At 71.1% G+C, this 18596-nt stretch carries 17 protein-coding genes; 12 read left to right on the forward strand and 5 right to left on the reverse strand.

Going from position 1 to position 18596, the window contains the following annotated elements; all coding sequences use genetic code 11:
* Positions 1 to 43 precede the first annotated feature (43 nt).
* Both OG729_RS29910 and OG729_RS29915 read left to right on the forward strand, forming a co-directional pair.
* Positions 44 to 181 (forward strand): SPW_0924 family protein, encoded by a 138-nt coding sequence (locus tag OG729_RS29910; RefSeq protein WP_360873925.1) that lies wholly within the window; start codon positions 44 to 46, stop codon positions 179 to 181.
* 13 nt (positions 182 to 194) lie between these two features.
* A complete protein-coding gene (locus OG729_RS29915) occupies positions 195 to 1184 on the forward strand; it encodes a DUF3068 domain-containing protein (RefSeq protein WP_405808973.1) in 990 nt (329 codons plus the stop codon).
* Here OG729_RS29915 and hrpB read toward each other — a convergent pair.
* Complete coding sequence (gene hrpB, locus OG729_RS29920) at positions 1174 to 3699, reverse strand: ATP-dependent helicase HrpB (RefSeq protein ID WP_405808975.1); 2526 nt, start codon at positions 3697 to 3699, stop codon at positions 1174 to 1176. The genes OG729_RS29915 and hrpB overlap by 11 nt on opposite strands.
* Positions 3700 to 3758: 59 nt before the next feature.
* Positions 3759 to 4562 (reverse strand): class I SAM-dependent methyltransferase, encoded by an 804-nt coding sequence (locus OG729_RS29925; RefSeq protein WP_405811335.1) that lies wholly within the window; start codon positions 4560 to 4562, stop codon positions 3759 to 3761.
* Positions 4563 to 4902: 340 nt separating this feature from the next.
* On the opposite strand from OG729_RS29925, the gene rpsA reads away from it, so the two are divergent.
* Positions 4903 to 6399, forward strand: a complete 1497-nt coding sequence (rpsA, locus tag OG729_RS29930) for a 30S ribosomal protein S1 (RefSeq protein ID WP_360873916.1) — start codon at positions 4903 to 4905, stop codon at positions 6397 to 6399.
* A 100-nt stretch (positions 6400 to 6499) separates the two neighbouring features.
* Here rpsA and OG729_RS29935 read toward each other — a convergent pair whose 3' ends face one another.
* Positions 6500 to 7459 (reverse strand): right-handed parallel beta-helix repeat-containing protein, encoded by a 960-nt coding sequence (locus tag OG729_RS29935; protein WP_405808977.1) that lies wholly within the window; start codon positions 7457 to 7459, stop codon positions 6500 to 6502.
* A gap of 228 nt (positions 7460 to 7687) precedes the next feature.
* Here OG729_RS29935 and OG729_RS29940 point away from each other — a divergent pair, with 228 nt between their 5' ends.
* The 3 genes from OG729_RS29940 (at position 7688) to OG729_RS29950 (ending at position 9790) form a co-directional block, all read left to right on the forward strand.
* On the forward strand, positions 7688 to 8626 hold the full coding sequence (locus OG729_RS29940) for a PAC2 family protein (protein ID WP_360873910.1): 939 nt from the start codon (positions 7688 to 7690) through the stop codon (positions 8624 to 8626).
* A gap of 50 nt (positions 8627 to 8676) precedes the next feature.
* Complete coding sequence (coaE, locus tag OG729_RS29945) at positions 8677 to 9291, forward strand: dephospho-CoA kinase (protein WP_405808979.1); 615 nt, start codon at positions 8677 to 8679, stop codon at positions 9289 to 9291.
* A gap of 130 nt (positions 9292 to 9421) precedes the next feature.
* Complete coding sequence (locus tag OG729_RS29950) at positions 9422 to 9790, forward strand: tetratricopeptide repeat protein (protein WP_405808981.1); 369 nt, start codon at positions 9422 to 9424, stop codon at positions 9788 to 9790.
* A 72-nt stretch (positions 9791 to 9862) separates the two neighbouring features.
* Here OG729_RS29950 and OG729_RS29955 read toward each other — a convergent pair whose 3' ends face one another.
* Complete coding sequence (locus OG729_RS29955) at positions 9863 to 10144, reverse strand: DUF6343 family protein (protein ID WP_360873901.1); 282 nt, start codon at positions 10142 to 10144, stop codon at positions 9863 to 9865.
* A 24-nt stretch (positions 10145 to 10168) separates the two neighbouring features.
* Between OG729_RS29955 and OG729_RS29960 the strand changes: the two genes are divergently transcribed.
* From OG729_RS29960 to OG729_RS29985, 6 genes are all read left to right on the forward strand, one after another.
* Positions 10169 to 11122, forward strand: coding sequence for an acyltransferase domain-containing protein (locus OG729_RS29960; RefSeq protein WP_405808983.1), 954 nt, complete (start codon positions 10169 to 10171; stop codon positions 11120 to 11122).
* A gap of 130 nt (positions 11123 to 11252) precedes the next feature.
* Complete coding sequence (locus OG729_RS29965) at positions 11253 to 11702, forward strand: DoxX family protein (RefSeq protein WP_360873895.1); 450 nt, start codon at positions 11253 to 11255, stop codon at positions 11700 to 11702.
* Between the two features lie 177 nt (positions 11703 to 11879).
* Entirely contained in the window at positions 11880 to 12926 is a 1047-nt protein-coding gene (locus OG729_RS29970) for a slipin family protein (protein WP_405808985.1), read from the forward strand.
* Positions 12927 to 13168: 242 nt separating this feature from the next.
* Positions 13169 to 16030 (forward strand): DEAD/DEAH box helicase, encoded by a 2862-nt coding sequence (locus OG729_RS29975; protein ID WP_405808987.1) that lies wholly within the window; start codon positions 13169 to 13171, stop codon positions 16028 to 16030.
* Entirely contained in the window at positions 16027 to 17283 is a 1257-nt protein-coding gene (locus tag OG729_RS29980) for an SWIM zinc finger family protein (RefSeq protein WP_405808989.1), read from the forward strand. Before OG729_RS29975 ends, OG729_RS29980 begins: the two co-directional genes overlap by 4 nt.
* A 46-nt stretch (positions 17284 to 17329) precedes the next feature.
* Positions 17330 to 17758, forward strand: a complete 429-nt coding sequence (locus OG729_RS29985; RefSeq protein WP_360873884.1) for a hypothetical protein — start codon at positions 17330 to 17332, stop codon at positions 17756 to 17758.
* 229 nt (positions 17759 to 17987) lie between these two features.
* On the opposite strand, the gene OG729_RS29990 is transcribed toward OG729_RS29985, so the two are convergent.
* Entirely contained in the window at positions 17988 to 18572 is a 585-nt protein-coding gene (locus tag OG729_RS29990; protein ID WP_360873881.1) for a helix-turn-helix domain-containing protein, read from the reverse strand.
* Positions 18573 to 18596: the final 24 nt, after the last annotated feature.

Genomic DNA, 18596 nt, shown 5'->3' on the forward strand with positions numbered 1-18596 from the left:
GCCGTATCAGATCCGGCTGGATCCGAGCCCCGGGAGGCCGAGCATGCGTGCCCTCGTCGCCGCCGCCATCGGGCTGGCCGCCGCACTCGCCCTCGTCCTCACCATCACGGCCATCGGCGCGCCACCCGGCGAGACATCGCCCAAGCCGCTGCTGACCACCGTCCCCGGCCCCAAGAAGTAGGAGGGCCACCCCCATGCGCCGCCGCGCGAGCCTCGTACTCCTCGCCCTCGCCGTCTTCTTCGCCGCACTCGCGCCGCTGCTGCGCTGGTACGCATTCCCGCGCCTCGCGAAGATCCCGCCCAGCCAGTATCAGGAGATGGTCCTGGAGGCGAAGCCCGCGACCCTTCTCGACTACGGCTCCCTGGAGGCGAAGCAGGTAGAGAAGGTCACCATCGTGCAGACGCTCAAGGGCAATGTGGAGGAGTCCGAGAAGATCGAGCGCAGCGCGGGCCGCGACGTCGTCGTGTGGGACTCGCTCTCCTACGTCCAGGGTCCCGACGGCAAGATGGTCTCCCAGATCCCCGAGCGATACATCTTCGACGCCCACAGCCAGGCGCCCGTGCACGCGACCGGCGAGACGGTGGACGGCGACGCGGTACGGCGCGAGGGCATCGAGTTCAAGTGGCCGTTCCTCACCCAGAAGCGGGACTACCAGTACTTCGACGCCCAGGCCCGTACGTCGGCGCCCATCCACTACAAGGGGACGCAGAAGTTCCGCGGGCTCGACGTCTACTACTTCGAGCAGACGATCCCGTGGACCAAGGTGCCGTACCCGAAGAAGATGCCCATCCCCGGGGTCGACGCGACGACGCTGGAGAAGCAGACCGGCACGACACGCTGGTACACCACCAAGCGGATGTTCTGGGTCGACCCGGTCACCGGCGCACCCGTCAACGGCGAGGAGATCCACAAGGAGGAGCTGCGCGGCGGCTCGCTCCTGGGCGGCCGGGACAAGGTCACCGCCTTCGCGGGCCATGTGAAGATGCGCCCGGACTACATCGACTACACCGTCGATCTGGTCACGTCCCAGCGGCAGCTGGTGCTGCTGATGACGTCATATCTGCCGTGGGGCTTCCTGCTCCTCGGCACGGGCCTGCTCGCCGGCTCGCTGTGGCTGGAGGCCCGCAGCCGTCGGCCACAGGCACCCGCCGCGGAGCGTGAACCCGAGCCCGTCAGCGCCTGACCGGGTCGTCGCCCCGGTCGGCACGCGCCTTGGTGTGCCGGGTGGGCTCGGCGGTCGAAGGGTCCTCAGGCCAGGGGTGCTTGGGGTAGCGGCCGCGCAGCTCCGCCCGTACGGACCGGTATCCGTCCTGCCAGAAGGACGCCAGGTCCGCGGTGACGGCCGCGGGCCGCCCGGCGGGGGAGAGCAGATGGACGAGCACCGGCACGCCGGAGACCGTGGGCGTCTCGCGCAGGCCGAACAGCTCTTGGAGCTTCACCGCCAGGACGGGCTGCGTCCCGCCGTACTCGACGCGGATCCGGGAGCCGCTCGGCACCTCGATCCGTTCCGGCGCCAGTTCGTCGAGACGGGCCGCTTCGCCGCTCGCCCACGGCAGCAGCCGCTGCAGCGCCTGGCCGGCCGGGATGCGCCCGAGATCGGCCCGCCGCCGGGCGCGGGACAGCTCGGGTTCCAGCCACTCCTCGGTACGGTCGAGCAGCGCCGCGTCCGACACATCGGGCCAGGGCGCGCCCAGCTCCCGGTGGAGAAAGGCGAGCCGCTCGCGCAGACCTTCCGCCTCGCGCGTCCAGCGCAACAACCCGAGCCCATCGCGCCGAAGCCCTTCGAGCAGGGCGTCCCGTACAAGAGTGGGGTCGGGGTCCTTGAGGGCGCGTACGGAGAGCTCGACGGCGCCCAGCCGCTCCACCTGCCGGGCGACGACATCGCCGTTCTCCCAGTGCACCTCGTCGCCCTGGCCGAGCAGATGCGCGGCGGCCGTACGCGCGGTCTCCTCGTCGATGACGGCGGCGAGCCGCACCCGCGCGGAGGCGGCGTGTGCTGGCCGGTCCGCGACGGCGACGGCCAGCCAGGGCGCGCTGCGCAACCGCGACCCGGCGCCGAGCTCCGCGCCGGTCCCGGAGGCCATGAGGAAGGCCCCTTCGCCGCGGGCTGCGGCGACCCGCTCGGGGAAGGCGAGGGCGGCGACGAGCCCGGCGACGGCGTCGTCGGCGGTGTGGGCGTGGCCGGGGTCCTGGGGAACAGACGACAGCGACGACGCCAGCCGCCCCGACTCCGTCCGCCACCGCCCCGCGTACCCGTCACCGCCCCGCCGGGCCGAGCGCCACGCCGCTGCCAGATCGTCGCCGTACTCCCGCGGCGGCTCCTCGCTGAGCAGGGCCACCACCTCCGCGGCCCGCCGTGCGCCCACCTCCTGCGCGCCGTCCAGCAGCGCCCGCGCCAGCCGCGGATGCAGGCCCAACCGTGCCATTCGTACGCCGCGTTCGGTCGCCCGGCCCGTCGCGTCCACCGCGCCGATCGCGGAGAGGACCGAGCGCGCCGCGGCCAGCGCACCGGCCGGGGGCGCGTCGAGCAGCGCCAGTCCCGCGGCCGACGGGTCGCCCCAGCAGGCGGCCTGCAGGGCGAACGCCGCCAGATCCGCGACCTTGATCTCCGGGTTGGGGAACCGCGGCAGCCGCGCATCCTCCGCCTCGGACCAGCAGCGGTACACGGCGCCGGGGGCTTCGCGGCCGGCCCGGCCCGCGCGCTGGCGGGCGGCGGCCTGCGCGGCCCGTACCGTCGTCAGCGCGCTCAGACCCCGCGCATGATCGGTGCGCGGCTCCCGCGCCAGACCCGAGTCCACCACGACCCGTACACCCGGCACGGTCAGCGAGGACTCGGCCACCGACGTAGCGAGCACGACCCGGCGGCCGGGGCCGCCGGACAGCACGGCGTCCTGCACCGCGGCAGGCGCCCGGCCGTGCACCTGAAGCACCTCGGCACCGACATCGTTCAACTGCCCGGCCACCCGGCCGATTTCACCGACGCCGGGCAGAAAACACAGCACATCACCCGCGCGCTCGGCCAGCGCGCGCCGCACCGTGGCGGCCACATGGCTGAGCAGCGCCGGATCGACCCGCATCCCGTGCGGCGGCCGCACCGGGCGCGCGGGAGGTGCCCACACCACCTCCACCGGATGCGCGACACCCTCGGCCGCCACCACGGGCGCATCGCCGAGCAGCCGCGCCCAGCCCTCGGCGTCGGTGGTCGCCGAGGCCGCCACCAGCCGCAGCTCGGGCCGCAGCGCGGCCCGTACGTCCAGAACGAAGGCGGCCACCGTGTCCGCGTCCAGATGCCGCTCGTGGCACTCGTCGAGGACCACCACATCGACCCCGGCCAGCTCCTGGTCGCGCTGCAGCCGCTGCAGGAGCACTCCGGTGGTGACCACCTCGACGACCGTCTGCGCCGACACCGTGCGCTCGCCGCGCACGGTGAAACCGACCTTCCCGCCGACGCTCTCGCCGAGCAGCCACGCCATCCGCCTGGCCGCCGCCCGCGCCGCGATCCGCCGCGGCTCGGCGACCACCACGCGCCGCAGCGGACCGCCGCCGACCAGACCGGACAGCACCAGCGGTACGAGCGTCGTCTTGCCGGTCCCCGGCGGCGCGCACAGCACCGCGCACCCGTGCTCGTCGAGAGCACGCATCAGCGCGGGTACTGCGCTGCGTACGGGAAGGCCCCCGAGGGCGTCGTCGCGGATCACAGCCCCAGTCTCGCAAGAGTCCTGAGGCCGAAGCCGCCCAGGATGCGCCGGTCCTGTCCTCAGTCCCGCTCGCAGACGAAGATCGCCGTCCCCGGGATCAGATGCCCGCGCAGCGGGGACCAGCCGCCCCACTCCTGGCTGTTCCAGTCGGGCCACTCCGGCTCGACCAGATCCACCAGCCGGAAACCGCCCGCCACCACGTCCCGCACCCGGTCGCCGATCGTCCGGTGGTGCTCCACATATACGGCGCGCCCCTGCTCGTCCTGTTCGACATAAGGAGTGCGGTCGAAGTACGAGGCCGCCACCGACAGACCCTCGGGCCCCGGCTCGTCGGGGAACGCCCACCGGATCGGGTGCGTGACGGAGAAGACCCACCGTCCGCCCGGCCGCAGGACGCGCCGTACCTCACGGAACACCTGCACCGGGTCGGCGACGAAGGGCACCGCCCCGTACGCGGAGCAAGCGATGTCGAAGGAGCCGTCCCGGAAAGGCAGCGCTCCCGCGTCGGCCTCGACCAGCGGGACGTCGTCGCCGATCCGGAGCGCGTGCTGGAGCTGACGGTGGGAGAGGTCCAGCGCCACCGGGCGAGCGCCCTGCGCGGCCAGCCAGCGGGAGCATTGCGCCGCGCCCGCGCCGATCTCCAGGACGTCGAGCCCCTTGAGCGATGGGGCAGGACCCAGCAGCCCGGCGTCCGCCTCGTCGAGCCCCTCGGGCCCCCAGACAAAGCGGTCGTCACCGAGGAACGCACCGTGTTCGGTCTGGTACTCATCGGCGTTGCGGTCCCACCAGCCACGGCTGGCTCGGCTGCTCTCCGCGTCCCCGGCAATACGTCGGGTAGCTTCCGGCTCGAAATCTTGGAACATCGTCACCGTCGTTGTAGTTTGCGTTCAGCGCGGCCAATGGTGGCCGGTTTGGCCTCGGCAAACATTATTGGTGCCGGGTATGGGGCGTTCCGCCCCGGGTGTGCGCCTTCGCGCATTGACCCTGTCCGGCTGCCCCCGTATGCTACAAGTTGCGCTGCGGGCCTGCGCGCTTCAGACAGAGCAGGCCGCGCTCGCATCTGTATGTATGTCCCCTCGGTTCACGAGGCGCCCCCTTTTCATGGGCGGCGCTTCCTAGGCTGTCCGGCTTCTGCAGCTGCGATACGGGCTCTCGGCGTAGCAGTACCTACGACTCACTGTCCGTACCGGAGCCCTTTCCCACATGACGAGCAGCACCGAGACCACCGCCACCACCCCGCAGGTTGCGGTCAACGACATCGGTAACGAGGAAGCCTTCCTCGCCGCGATCGACGAGACGATCAAGTACTTCAACGACGGCGACATCGTCGACGGCGTCATCGTGAAGGTCGACCGGGACGAGGTCCTGCTCGACATCGGTTACAAGACCGAAGGTGTCATCCCGAGCCGCGAGCTCTCGATCAAGCACGACGTCGACCCGAACGAGGTCGTCAAGGTCGGCGACGAGATCGAGGCCCTTGTTCTCCAGAAGGAGGACAAGGAAGGCCGCCTGATCCTCTCGAAGAAGCGTGCCCAGTACGAGCGCGCCTGGGGCACCATCGAGAAGATCAAGGAAGAGGACGGCATCGTCACCGGTACGGTCATCGAGGTCGTCAAGGGTGGTCTCATCCTCGACATCGGCCTCCGTGGCTTCCTGCCGGCATCTCTCGTCGAGATGCGCCGTGTCCGCGACCTCCAGCCCTACGTGGGCAAGGAGCTCGAGGCGAAGATCATCGAGCTGGACAAGAACCGCAACAACGTGGTCCTGTCCCGCCGTGCCTGGCTCGAGCAGACCCAGTCCGAGGTCCGCCAGACGTTCCTCACCACCCTGCAGAAGGGTCAGGTCCGCTCCGGCGTCGTCTCCTCGATCGTCAACTTCGGTGCCTTCGTGGACCTGGGTGGCGTCGACGGCCTCGTCCACGTCTCCGAGCTCTCCTGGAAGCACATCGACCACCCCTCCGAGGTTGTCGAGGTCGGTCAGGAAGTCACCGTCGAGGTTCTCGACGTCGACATGGACCGCGAGCGCGTCTCCCTGTCGCTCAAGGCGACGCAGGAAGACCCGTGGCAGCAGTTCGCCCGGACCCACCAGATCGGGCAGGTTGTTCCCGGTAAGGTCACCAAGCTCGTTCCGTTCGGTGCGTTCGTGCGCGTCGACGAGGGCATCGAGGGTCTGGTCCACATCTCCGAGCTGGCCGAGCGCCACGTGGAGATCCCGGAGCAGGTCGTCCAGGTCAACGACGAGATCTTCGTCAAGGTCATCGACATCGACCTCGAGCGTCGTCGCATCAGCCTCTCGCTGAAGCAGGCCAACGAGTCCTTCGGTGCCGACCCGGCCTCGGTCGAGTTCGACCCGACGCTGTACGGCATGGCCGCGTCGTACGACGACCAGGGGAACTACATCTACCCCGAGGGCTTCGACCCGGAGACCAACGACTGGCTGGCGGGCTTCGAGACCCAGCGCGAGGCGTGGGAGACCCAGTACGCCGAGGCGCAGACCCGCTTCGAGCAGCACCAGGCTCAGGTCATCAAGTCCCGCGAGGCCGACGAGGCCGCTGCTGCCGAGGGTGGCCAGGCCGCTCCGGCTGCCGCGCCGACCGGTGGCGGCTCGTACTCCTCGGAGTCGGACGACAACTCCGGCGCCCTGGCGTCGGACGAGGCCCTGGCTGCGCTGCGCGAGAAGCTGGCGGGCGGCCAGAGCTGACGCTCTGCCTCCACAGCTGACAGCTGACTGAAAGTAAGGCCCGCTCCTCCTGGGGAGCGGGCCTTACTTCTTTCTCCCTGACTTCCGTCCCGGGGCGGTCTCAGGGGGTGACCGGGATGTTCGTCAGGCCCTTGCCGCCGGTGACGGTGTTGCTCGCATAGACGGTGGTCGGGCAGCTCGCACTGTTGTTGGTGACATTGATGGCGAGCCGCTTCGAGCCGGAAGCGCCGGTCAGATCCGACCGGTTGGAACGGAAGACGGTGCCGCAGCCCCAGCCGCTCTGCTGGGTATGGGTCTCGTAGCCGTTGTTCGTGGTGTTCTTGCCGGCGTTGTTCTCGACGAGGACGCCATTGCCCTTCACATCGACCCAGGAGTCGTCGAAGTTCGCGCCGGTGAGACCGCGGCCGTCGAAAGTATTGCCGATGATCTTCGCGCCGGTGGTGCCCTCCTTGATGTCGACGCTCTCGCCGCCGACGTCCGGTCCGATGGTGTTGCCGATGATCTGTACGTTGTCGCTCTTGTCGGAGAGTCCGCCCGCGCTGCCGACGTAGACGCCCTCACCCATGCCGCTGCCGTCGTTGCCGGTGTCGTAGATCCGCGAGTTCTTGATGACGCCGTTGCGGCTGGACTTACGGAAGTGGACGCCTTCCATGTCCAGGCCGTGCACGGTCACCGAGTCGATGACGACGCCATTGGCCGAGTCGGCCATGATCCCCTTCTGGCCGCCGGTGACGGTGATGCCCTTGACGGTCCAGTACGAGGCGCCGTTGAGGTGAAGGCCGTAGCCGCCGCCGGCGGTGAGCACCGCCTTGGACGAGCCGGTCAGGGTGATCCGTGCGCCGGAGGTGCCGGACGCGGTGGTCTTGAAGTTCCCGGTGTAGACGCCGTCGGCGAGCTGGATCGTGTCGCCGGGGCGGGCAGCGGACAGCGCGGACTTCAGCTGGGGGGCCGTGGTCACATTGATGACCGCGGCGGCTCCCGCGGGTGTGGTCAGGAAGGACAGTCCGCTGGTCGCGATGCCACCGGCCAGCAGGGCGGGGAGCAGCTTTCGGATATGCATGGGGGGTGCCTTTCCGTTCTCGTACATAAACGTTGGGCGAGTTTGTGAACCTCGAGCTGCCCCGTGACGGTAAGGGTGGGCATCGGGCATGTCAAGGTCTGGACCAGTTCGCGGTGAAGCCGCCGAGGTGAACTGGGCCCTGCGTGCGAGGTGTTCATCTCCGTACGGCGGGAATGCCTGTGAGTCACCGGGCGTTCTTCCCTATGAACACGAGGAGGAGCGGTGATCGTGCCTGATCCGCAGGGTTTGTACGAATGGGAGCCGAAGGGCCTGGCCGTCGTCGACATGGCGCTCGCGCAGGAGTCGGCCGGACTGGTCATGCTCTACCACTTCGACGGATACATCGACGCGGGCGAGACGGGCGAGCAGATCGTCGACAGTCTGCTGGACTCGCTGCCCCACCAGGTGGTGGCCCGCTTCGACCACGACAGGCTTGTGGACTACCGGGCCCGCCGCCCGCTGCTGACCTTCCGGCGCGACCGCTGGACCGCGTACGAGACGCCCGGCATCGACGTCCGGCTCGTCCAGGACGCCACCGGCGCACCCTTCCTGCTGCTGTCGGGCCCCGAGCCGGACGTCGAGTGGGAGCGCTTCGCGGCCGCGGTCGGGCAGATCGTCGAGCGGCTCGGAGTCCGGCTCTCGGTCAACTTCCACGGCATCCCGATGGGCGTCCCGCACACCCGTCCCGTGGGCCTCACCCCGCACGGCAACCGCACGGACCTGATGCCGGGCCACCGCAGCCCCTTCGACGAGGCTCAGGTGCCGGGCAGCGCCGAGTCGCTGGTCGAGTACCGGCTGATGGAGTCGGGCCACGACGTCCTGGGCGTCGCCGCGCACGTACCGCACTATGTCGCCCGCTCCTCCTACCCGGACGCCGCGCTGACCGCTCTCGAGGCGATCACGGCCGCGACCGGCCTGGTATTGCCGGGCGTCGCGCACAACCTGCGTACGGAGGCACACCGCACCCAGACCGAGATCGAGCGGCAGATCGGCGAGGGCGACGAGGAGCTGGTGTCGCTGGTGCAGGGGCTTGAGCACCAGTACGACGCGGTGGCGGGCGCCGAGACCAGGGGCAGCCTGGTCGCGGAGCCGGTGGACCTGCCGTCCGCGGACGAGATCGGCCAGGAATTCGAGCGCTTCCTCGCCGAGCGGGAGGGCGATGCGTAGGGGTGTGACCGGGAGGATGTCGCACAGAGTGCTCGCGTAGGCTGCGGCCCATGCTGAAGGTGGGCCTGACCGGCGGAATCGGCGCCGGCAAGAGCGAAGTCTCCCGTCTCCTCGCGTCGTACGGAGCCGTGCTGATCGACGCCGACAAGATCGCTCGCGAGGTCGTGGAGCCCGGCACACCCGGGCTCTCAGCCGTCGTCGAGGCCTTCGGCCCCGAGGTCCTGACCGCCGAGGGCACCCTGGACCGGCCGAAGCTCGGCTCGATCGTCTTCGCCGACCCCGAGCGCCTGGCGACGCTCAATGCGATCGTCCACCCGCTGGTCGGAGCCCGTTCCATGGAACTGGAGGCGGCGGCCGGGCCGGACGCCGTCGTGGTCCACGACGTACCGCTGCTCACCGAGAACAACCTGGCCGGGCTCTACGACCTGGTGGCCGTCGTCGACGCGTCGCCCGAGACGCAGCTGGACCGGCTGGTGCGGCTGCGCGGAATGACGGAGTCCGAGGCGCGTGCGCGGATGGCCGCACAGGCCACGCGCGAGCAGCGGCGTGCGATCGCCGATCTTGTCATCGACAACGAAGGGCCGCTTGAGCAGCTGGAGCCGCAGGTACGCAAGGTCTGGGCGGAGCTGAGCCGGCGCGCCGTCGCGGAGTCGGGCGGGAGTTGATTCGCCGCGTTCGCCGGGTGCATCGTCGGGTGCGCCGGCCGCGTCGCTGGGTGCGCCGGCGCATCGCTTGATCGGAATACCGCTGCCGTAACCGGTGTTGGAACCGTGGAGCAAGGGGAAGGATGCGACCGTGGCCAATAGCAATCCGGAAACTCACATCATCGACTACCGCGCGGCCGAGCAGTTGCTCGCCGCGAGGGACCCGCGGGGTGCTGTGAAGCTGCTGGACTCGGTCATCGCCGCCCACCCCGAGAACACCGCGGCCCGGCTGCTGCGCGCTCGCGCCTTCTTCGCCGCCGCCCAACTGCGCCCGGCCGAGCTCGAGTTCGAGCTGGTCCTGGAGCGCGAGCCGGACAATGCCTTCGCCCACTTCGCGCTGGCGCGCACCTTCGAGCGGGCCGGCCGCCCCGAACAGGCCAAGCGGCACTTCCGCCTGGCGGCCGCGCTGGACCCGAAGCCGGAGTATCTGAAGGCCGCGCGTTTCGACGCGGAGCGGTGAAGGCCGCGCGTTTCGACGCGGAGGCGTGAGGGCGCGAGACACCCTCACGACACTCCTCCAATGACCCTGCCGCTAATGACCGTGCCGCGGGCGGCCGCTGCCGCGGACCGGATCGTACGGCGGGACATCCGGGCCGGGCTGGAAGTGCGGGCCCTGGTGGATGTGGCGCAGGACCATGAACAGATCGACCGTGACGATCAGCATCAGCGCCCCGCATGCGGCCGCCCAGCCGGGACGTGCCGCGAGGGCAAAGCCTGCCGTACCCGCCGCGGCCCAGATCAGCCCCCATACACTCAGCCAGAACCGCAGCCGCAGGGGACTGCGTGCAGTCGTCGGTTCACTCCCAGTGCGCATGGCGATCCCATCTCCTACTCCAGGATGCACCTGTTCCCCCAAGTACCGGAGGAGTCGCTGGTGACAACCGCATTGGTGGAGCTGCCGGAAGCGGACGAGCTGGCCGAGACGCTGCTGGACCTGGCCGTGCCGCACGAGGACATCAACGAACTCCTTGCGCTGCGCGCCCCGCTGGCGGCCGACCCCGGGCTGCGCCGACTGCTGGAGAAGGGTGTCCGGGAGCTGGTCCAGGACATGGGCAAGACCGACGGCGGCGGGGAACTGCCGCGGTTGCCCGAGGACTCGGGCGCCATGGGCAGACTGTTCCCGGTGTACGTCTTCGTCGCGGCGCTGCCGTATGTGCGGGCGTACCACCGGGAGCGTTCCGTATCGGACGGTGTATCACGGCGTACGCTCGCCGACCTCGGCCGGCAGATGGCCGTGCACCGCAGGCGGGTGGGCACGGGCGGGCTGCTGATACCGGGCTGGCTCGGGCTGCACTTCCGGGGCGAGCTCTACCAGTTGGGGCGGCTGCAGTTCCAGCGTTCCCGGCTGGGCGGGCGGACGGGTGAGGCCGTACGGGCGGCCGGACTGCCGCTGGGGCCCGAGGACTTCGCCCTCGACGTACATGTCCCCGACTTCCTCGGGCCGATCACGCCCGAGGCATGCGACCGCTCGCTGGCACTGGCCACGGGGTTCTTCGCGCGCCACTTTCCCGAGGAGCGGTACCAGGTGGCCACGTGCCACTCCTGGCTGCTCGACCCTCAGCTCGCCGGGTATCTGCCGAAGGACTCCAACATCGTCCGCTTCCAGGAACGATTCCGGATCGCATACGAGAAGAAGGATGCCGCCGACGGCGATCCGGTCGCCTTTGTTTTCGGCGATCCGGAGCTGCCGCTCGATGTGCTGGCGGGCCGCACCAGGCTGGAGCGGGCGATCGGCGACCATCTGCGGGCGGGCGGTCACTGGTACTGCGGGCACGGCTGGTTCGAGTTGTAGACGGGGGTGCGACCGCCGACTGCGGGGTGCAACAAGCTGAAAATCGGACCCGGGAGCGCGATGAGTCCCGGGTCCCGTCCCGGTCTACCTCTCCGAAAGCACTGAGGAACGCTTACCGGAGGAGACCACGATGTCCGCAACGACCGCCGCCAGCACCGCCAACGCCGCTGCCGTCACCGCTACCGGAACCACGCTGAGCCGCCGCTCGCATCTCGCGGTGCGCACGCTCCAGATCGTGCTCGCGGTGTTCATGGCCATCCCGAGCGCCGGCCCCAAGCTCGTCGCCCACTCGTCCGCGGCAGAGAGCTTCGACAAGATCGGCTTCGGTGACTGGTTCATGTATCTGACGGGCGGTCTGGAGCTGGCCGGTGCGATCGCGCTGGTGATCCCGATCCTGTCCGGACTCTCGGCGCTCGCCTTCATGGGCCTGATGATCGGCGCCTTCATCACGCAGATGACCGTCTTCGACGGCCAGTACGCGATCACGCCCGTGATCCTGTTCGTGATCTTCGGTGGGATCGCCTGGGTGCGCCGCAACCACACGGCCGAGCTCGTCGCCCTCGTACGCAAGCGCCTCTAGCCGTCGCTGCACCAGCCCCGACCGGTCCAGGAAAGACCGCCCCCGGCGACAGGGAGCGGTCTTTCGGCGTTCCACCGCGTCGCGGCGGGTGCCGGCGAGGCTTGAGGTTCGACCGATGGGGTATATCGGGCATACCGTGGTAATTGGTATCCGGCTCGGACGGTAGGGGGTGCCCCGATGGTCGAAGAGCTGGTGGTTGCGGGTCTAGCGGCCGCTTCCGCCGTTGTGGTGTACACGATGGCGGCCGCCAAAGTGGTCAAGCAGTACGAGCGGGGTGTGGTCTTCCGCCTCGGGCGGCTGCGTGGCGGCATCAGGGGCCCAGGTTTCACCATGATCCTTCCGGCCGTGGACCGGCTGCGGAAGGTGAACATGCAGATCGTGACCATGCCTGTGCCGGCCCAGGAGGGCATCACCCGGGACAACGTCACGGTGCGCGTCGACGCGGTCGTCTACTTCCGTGTGATCGACGCGGCGAACGCGATCATCGAGGTGGAGGACTATCGCTTCGCGGTCTCGCAGATGGCACAGACGTCGCTGCGGTCGATCATCGGCAAGAGTGATCTGGACGATCTGCTGTCGAACCGTGAAAAGCTCAATCAGGGGCTGGAGTTGATGATCGACAGTCCGGCGATCGGGTGGGGCGTGCAGATCGACCGGGTGGAGATCAAGGACGTGTCCCTGCCCGAGGCCATGAAGCGGTCGATGGCGCGGCAGGCCGAGGCGGACCGTGAGCGGCGGGCCCGGGTCATCAACGCGGACGCGGAGCTGCAGGCGTCGAAGAAGCTGGCCGAGGCGGCCGGCGTGATGTCCAAGGAGCCTGCGGCGCTGCAACTGCGGCTGCTGCAGACCGTGGTCGCGGTCGCGGCGGAGAAGAACTCCACGCTGGTGCTGCCGTTCCCGGTGGAGTTGCTCCGCTTCCTGGAGCGGGCCCAGCAGCCCGCGGTGCAACAGCCGACGCAGTCGGCGCAGGGCGTGGAGAGTGCGCAGGGCGTGAAGGGCGTGCAGGGTGAGTCGCGGCACGAGGAACTGGCCCCACCCAAGGAACCGGCCCTGGAGCCCGGCGTGGCCCCGGCCGTGGCGGCAGGTGTGGACCCGACGGTGGCGGGGGCGCCGGCCGATGCGGCCGTCGAGGAGGCCGTGGCGGGTCCGGCTGCCGAGCAGGCAGTGGGCCGGGGGCCGTCCGAGGAGCCGCCGCCGGCGGTGCCGTTGCCGCCCGCAGCCTGAGCTGTACGCCGAGCAGGCGGTAGACCCCCTGGGGCGACCGTAGAGCCGCCGACCGTTGAGCCGGCGCCCGTGGGTGGCGTTTGCCACGACGGGGGACCGGGGCTGCGCTCCGTCCGGCACGGGGGGCACTCGGTGCGGCGACAACCGTCGCCGGAGCCCGTTGTCAGACCCCACCCGTAAGGTCGTAGATCCAGTGGTTCGTACGCGAGGGTCCGTACGCGATCGACGGGAGGAGGTGACCCATGCCGTGGGACACGCTGCACACCTGTGCCGCGGTCTTCGTCCCGGCCGCGCTCCCGCGCGAGGGCAAGGTCGCCTTCTGGCACCCGGACGGGGAGCGGCCACCGGATGCGACCGGTGAGCGGCTACCGGAAGCGACCGGCGAGCTCACCGTCGTGTACCGCCATGGCACCGGCATCCGCAGCCGCACCGTGCCCGCCGTGCTGCTGCCCGTCTCCGAGGCCCTGCCGCTGCTGACCCGCGCCCGTCACGACCCGGCCGCGCACCCCGCGGCGGCCTGCTGGGGCGCGGCAGCGCTGCACGCTCTCCACCTGGCGGCGCGCGGCCGACTGCTGCCCGGGCTGACCGCGACCGACCATGACGCCTGGCGTGCGGGCCCGCTGGACGCGGACGACATCGCCCAGCTGCGGGCCATCGCCGCCGCCATGCCCTACGAGGCGCATGCCGCCCCCGTCCCCGGGCTGCGGCCGCTGCGGCTGCCCGACCCCGAGGCGCTGGTGCGGTCGTTCTTCGACGCGGTGGCCGACACGCTGCCGCGCACGCCCGCTGCCGCGTATGCCGCGGGGGCGCCGTTCGCGGCCGCGGGCGCCCAGCATCTGCCCGGCGCGCGCGAGTGGGCCGCGGAGGCCGCGGCGGGCATGGACGCGGGGGTGCGGGTCTCGCTGCGCCTCGACCTGTCCGCGTACGAGCTCTTCGACATGGCGGAGGAGGACGGCGCGGAGCGAAGCGCCGGCGCGGCCGTCGTCCAGGTGCACAGCCTCGCCGACCCGACGCTCGTGATCGACGCGGCCCGGCTGTGGGCGGGGGACGGGGCCGAGGACTTCGGGCCCCGCGCCCGGATCGACGCGGTACTTGCGCTGCGCCGCGCCGCCCGGGTCTGGCCGCCGCTGGCCCGGCTGCTCGAGCGGGACCCGCCCGATGTGCTGCCGCTCACCGAGGACGAGCTGTACGAACTGCTCGGGCCGGGGGCGGCGCGGCTGGCCGCCGCCGGAGTGGCCGTGCACTGGCCGAAGGAGCTGGCGCGTACGCTCTCGGCCGCCGCGGTCGTACGGTCGGCGCCCGGCTCGGCGACGGACGGCACCCCCTTCTTCGACAGCGCGGAACTGCTCAAGTTCAACTGGCAGTTGGCACTTGACGGCGATCCGCTGACCGAGCGCGAAATGGACGCGCTGGCCGAGTCGCACCGCCCGATCGTGCGGTTGCGGGACCAGTGGGTGGTGGTCGACCCCGATCTCGTACGCAAGGCGCGCAAGCGGGAACTGGGGCTGTTGCAGCCGGTCGACGCGCTGGCCGTGGCCCTGACCGGCACGGCCGAGGTGGACGGCGAGACGGTGGAGGCGGTGCCGACGGGCGCGCTGGCGAGCCTGCGCGACCGGCTCACAGCGGCTTCCGCCCCCGTCGCACCCCCGGCGCGGCTGGCCGCCACCCTGCGGGACTACCAGCTGCGGGGCCTTGCCTGGCTGGACCTGATGACCTCGCTCGGGCTCGGCGGCTGCCTGGCCGACGACATGGGCCTCGGCAAGACGGTCACGGTGATCGCCCTGCACCTCCACCGCGACCGCGCGGCCCCGACGCTGGTCGTCTGCCCGGCCTCGCTGCTGGGCAACTGGCAGCGGGAGATCGCCCGCTTCGCCCCCGACGTGCCGGTGCGCCGCTTCCACGGCGCCGACCGCACCCTGCCCGAGCTGGACGGAGGCTTCGTCCTCACCACGTACGGCACCATGCGCACAAGCGCGGAGCGACTGGCCGCGCACACCTGGGGGATGGTCGTCGCCGACGAGGCGCAGCACGTCAAGAACCCCTTCTCGGCGACGGCCAAGGCCCTGCGCACCATCCCCACCCCCGCCCGGGTCGCGCTGACCGGCACCCCCGTCGAGAACAACCTCTCCGAACTGTGGGCCCTGCTGGACTGGACGACGCCGGGGCTGCTCGGCCCGCTGAAGGCCTTCCGCTCCCGCCACGCGCGCCTGGTGGAGAACGGCGAGGACGAGGACGCTGTCGAGCGGCTGGCCCGGCTGGTCCGCCCCTTCCTCCTGCGCCGGAAGAAGTCCGATCCGGGCATCGTGCCCGAGCTGCCGCCGAAGACGGAGTCCGACCATCCGGTGGCCCTCACCCGCGAACAGGCGTCGCTGTACGAGGCGGTCGTGCGGGAGACGATGGCGGCGATCGAAGGGGCGGAGGGCATCGCGCGGCGCGGCTTGGTGATGAAGCTGCTGACCGGGCTCAAGCAGATCTGCAACCATCCCGCACAGTTCTTGAAAGAGCACAGCCCCAAAGGGCACAGCCTGAAGGAGCACGGAGCCGCGGCAGGCGCCGGCGCCGTCCGGCTGGCGGGCCGCTCCGGCAAGCTGGCCCTCCTCGACGAGCTGGTGGAGACGATCCTGTCCGAGGACGGCTCGGTCCTGATCTTCACCCAGTACGTCTCCATGGCCCGCCTGCTGTCGGCGCACCTCACGGCCCGGGCGATCCCGTCCCAGCTCCTGCACGGCGGCACCCCCGTGGCGGAGCGCGAACGCATGGTGGACCGCTTCCAGTCCGGCGAGATCCCGGTCTTCATCCTCTCCCTCAAAGCCGCCGGCACCGGTCTGAATCTGACCCGGGCGGGCCATGTGATCCACTTCGACCGCTGGTGGAACCCGGCGGTCGAGGAACAGGCGACGGACCGGGCGTACCGCATCGGCCAGACGCAGCCGGTTCAGGTCCACCGGCTGATCGCGGAAGGCACGGTGGAGGACCGGATCGCCGAAATGCTGGCGTCCAAGCGGGCGTTGGCCGATGCGGTTCTCGGCTCCGGCGAGGCAGCCCTGACCGAGCTGACCGACCGTGAGCTGGCCGACCTCGTCTCGCTGCGGAGGCCGTCATGACCCCGCGCTCCCAACCCACCCGTCCCCGACACGACGACCGCCGGCGCACCTTCCCCGCCCTGGAGCCCCTCGGTGGCGAGGAGTTCGCGTCCACCTGGTGGGGCAACGCCTGGGTGGAGGCGCTGGAGGACACCGCGCTGGACCGGGCCCGGCTCGCCCGGGGGCGTGCGTATGCGGCCCGTGGCCATGTCGACGCGATCACCGTCACGCCCGGGCGGGTCATGGCGTACGTCCACGGCAGCAGACCGCGCCCGTACCGTACGGAGATCCGGCTCCGGACCCTCAGTGACGACGACTGGGACGACTTCCTGGCCGCGGCGGCGTCCCGTCCCGACCACATCGCCGCACTCCTCGACAAGGATGTGCCGCACGCGCTGGCGACCGTGGCGGACCTGCTGCCCACGCCCGGCGACCTGATCCCCGACTGCTCCTGCCCGGACGACGGTTACCCCTGCAAGCATGCGGCCGCTCTCTGCTACCAGACGGCCAGGCTGCTCGATGAGGACCCGTTCGCGCTCTTCCTGCTGCGCGGCCGCGGTGAACGCGAAATCCTCGCCGACCTCTCCCATCGCAACGCGACCAGGTCGGCGGCCGAGCGGACCAGCGCCGCGACCGCCGCGCCCGTGCCGACAGTCCCGGCCCGTGAGGCTCTTGCCGCTCGCTCGCTCCCGGCCCTGCCGCCCTCGTTCCCCGCGCCCGCCCATCCGGGCCGCCCACCGGCCTACCCTCACCTGACCGGCGCGCCCGACCCTCTCGCCCTGGACCTCCTCGCCACCGAGGCGGCGTCGCGCGCCCACACCCTCCTCACCACAGGCGCCGACCCCACCGCCCGGCTGACCCGGTGGCAGGACGCGGTCCGCCTGGCCGCGGCCCACCCCGGCTCCGGTCTGACCGCCTCCACCCGCGCCCTGTACCGCGATCTCGCCGCCGCCACCGACCGCACCCCCACCGACCTGGCCCGCGCGGTGGCCGCCTGGCGGCAGGGCGGCCTCGCGGCCCTCGCCGTACTCGAAGAGCCCTGGGACCCGCCCGCGGGCCCCTTCGACCGCGCCCGCCCCGCCCTCATCGCAGCGGACTTTCCGCACTTCCGCCCCTGGCGCAACCACCTCTCCACGAGCTCCCTCCAGCTCCGCTTCGGCCGCGACGGCCTCTGGTACGGCTATGAGTCGGACCCGGACCGCGAGGACTGGTGGCCCCGCGGCACCCCGGACGCCGACCCGGTGGGCGCACTCACCGCGCTGCTGGGCAGGTGACCGATAGGCTCCCTGCTCAGACCTGCAACCGGCCGAAGGAGGCCTTGTGGAAGCCGAGTTGGTGGCACTGGCGACGGCAGGAGCGACCGCGCTCGTCCAGCAGATGGTCACGGACACCTGGACCTCGGTGCGGGAGAGGGCGGTGCGTTTCTTCTCGCGCGGCTCCGCGAGCCCCGAGAGCGTCGGCGCCGAACTGGACGCGGCGCGTGCCGAGCTGGTCGACGCCCAGCAGTCCACCGACGAGGAGACGGCCGCCGACATCCAGGCCGAATGGCGCTCCCGCATGCGCCGCACGCTCCTGGCGGACCCGCAGGCCGCAGCGGAACTGCGCCTCCTGCTGCAGGAGTTGTCGCCACAGGAGCAGGCGCGGCCCACCTTCGACGTGCACAACACCATCAGCGGGGGCACCCAGCACGGCCCGGTCATCCAGACCGGCACGATCGGGAACATCCATCTCGGCGGCCAGGGCGGCTGAGTCCGGCGTGGCGGAACAGCCGCCGCCGCAGCAGCCGGGGCGGACCCGGCAGCACCACAACAGCGTGTGCGCCCTCCTCGCCCGCCCACTTGGAGGAGAACGTGGCAGCCACGGAGCTATGTCTCGGTGCCGAAGACCTCGCCGAACTGGAGGCCCTGGGCAGCTAGTGCCACCGTGGCCCAGGGCGGTCGATCCGCGCCGCCCGCCCGGATGACGCCCGGTCACGCCGTCATACGCGGGGCTTCGCGCGGACGTGCATGCGCTCCCCTTGTCTCCCGAAGAGGCTGAGGATCTCGACGGGCCGCCCGTCCGCGCTGCTGAACCAGTGGGGCAGCCGGGTGTCGAACTCGGCGGCCTCGCCGGGGCCGAGGACCAGGTCGTGCTCGGCGAGGACGAGCCGCAGCCGGCCGTCCAGCACATACAGCCACTCATAGCCCTCGTGCGTACGGAGATCGGGCTCGGCACCCCGGTCGGAGATGATCATCTTGTACGCCTGGAGGGGGCCCGGGCTCCGGGTCAGCGGGACGAACGTACCGCCGCTCGGCAAGGGGTGGGGTGTCAGCCGAATGCGGGGATCACCCACTTCGGGGGCGCCGACCAGGTCGTCCAGGGGCACGCCGTACGCACCGGCGAGCGGCAGTAGCAGTTCCAGGCTGGGGCGGCGCTGTCCGGACTCCAGTCGGGAAAGAGTGCTCTTGGAGATGCCGGTTGCCTCGGAGAGCGCGGCCAGGGTGAGGCCGCGCTTGGTGCGCAGCCGTCTGAGCCGGGGGGCGACCTCGTCGAGGACCGCTTGATAGGGCGGTGGTTCGTCCATGCGGGCATTCCACCCCGCTTTCCC

The organism is Streptomyces sp. NBC_00210 (assembly GCF_045160975.1).
Classification (GTDB): Bacteria; Actinomycetota; Actinomycetes; order Streptomycetales; family Streptomycetaceae; genus Streptomyces.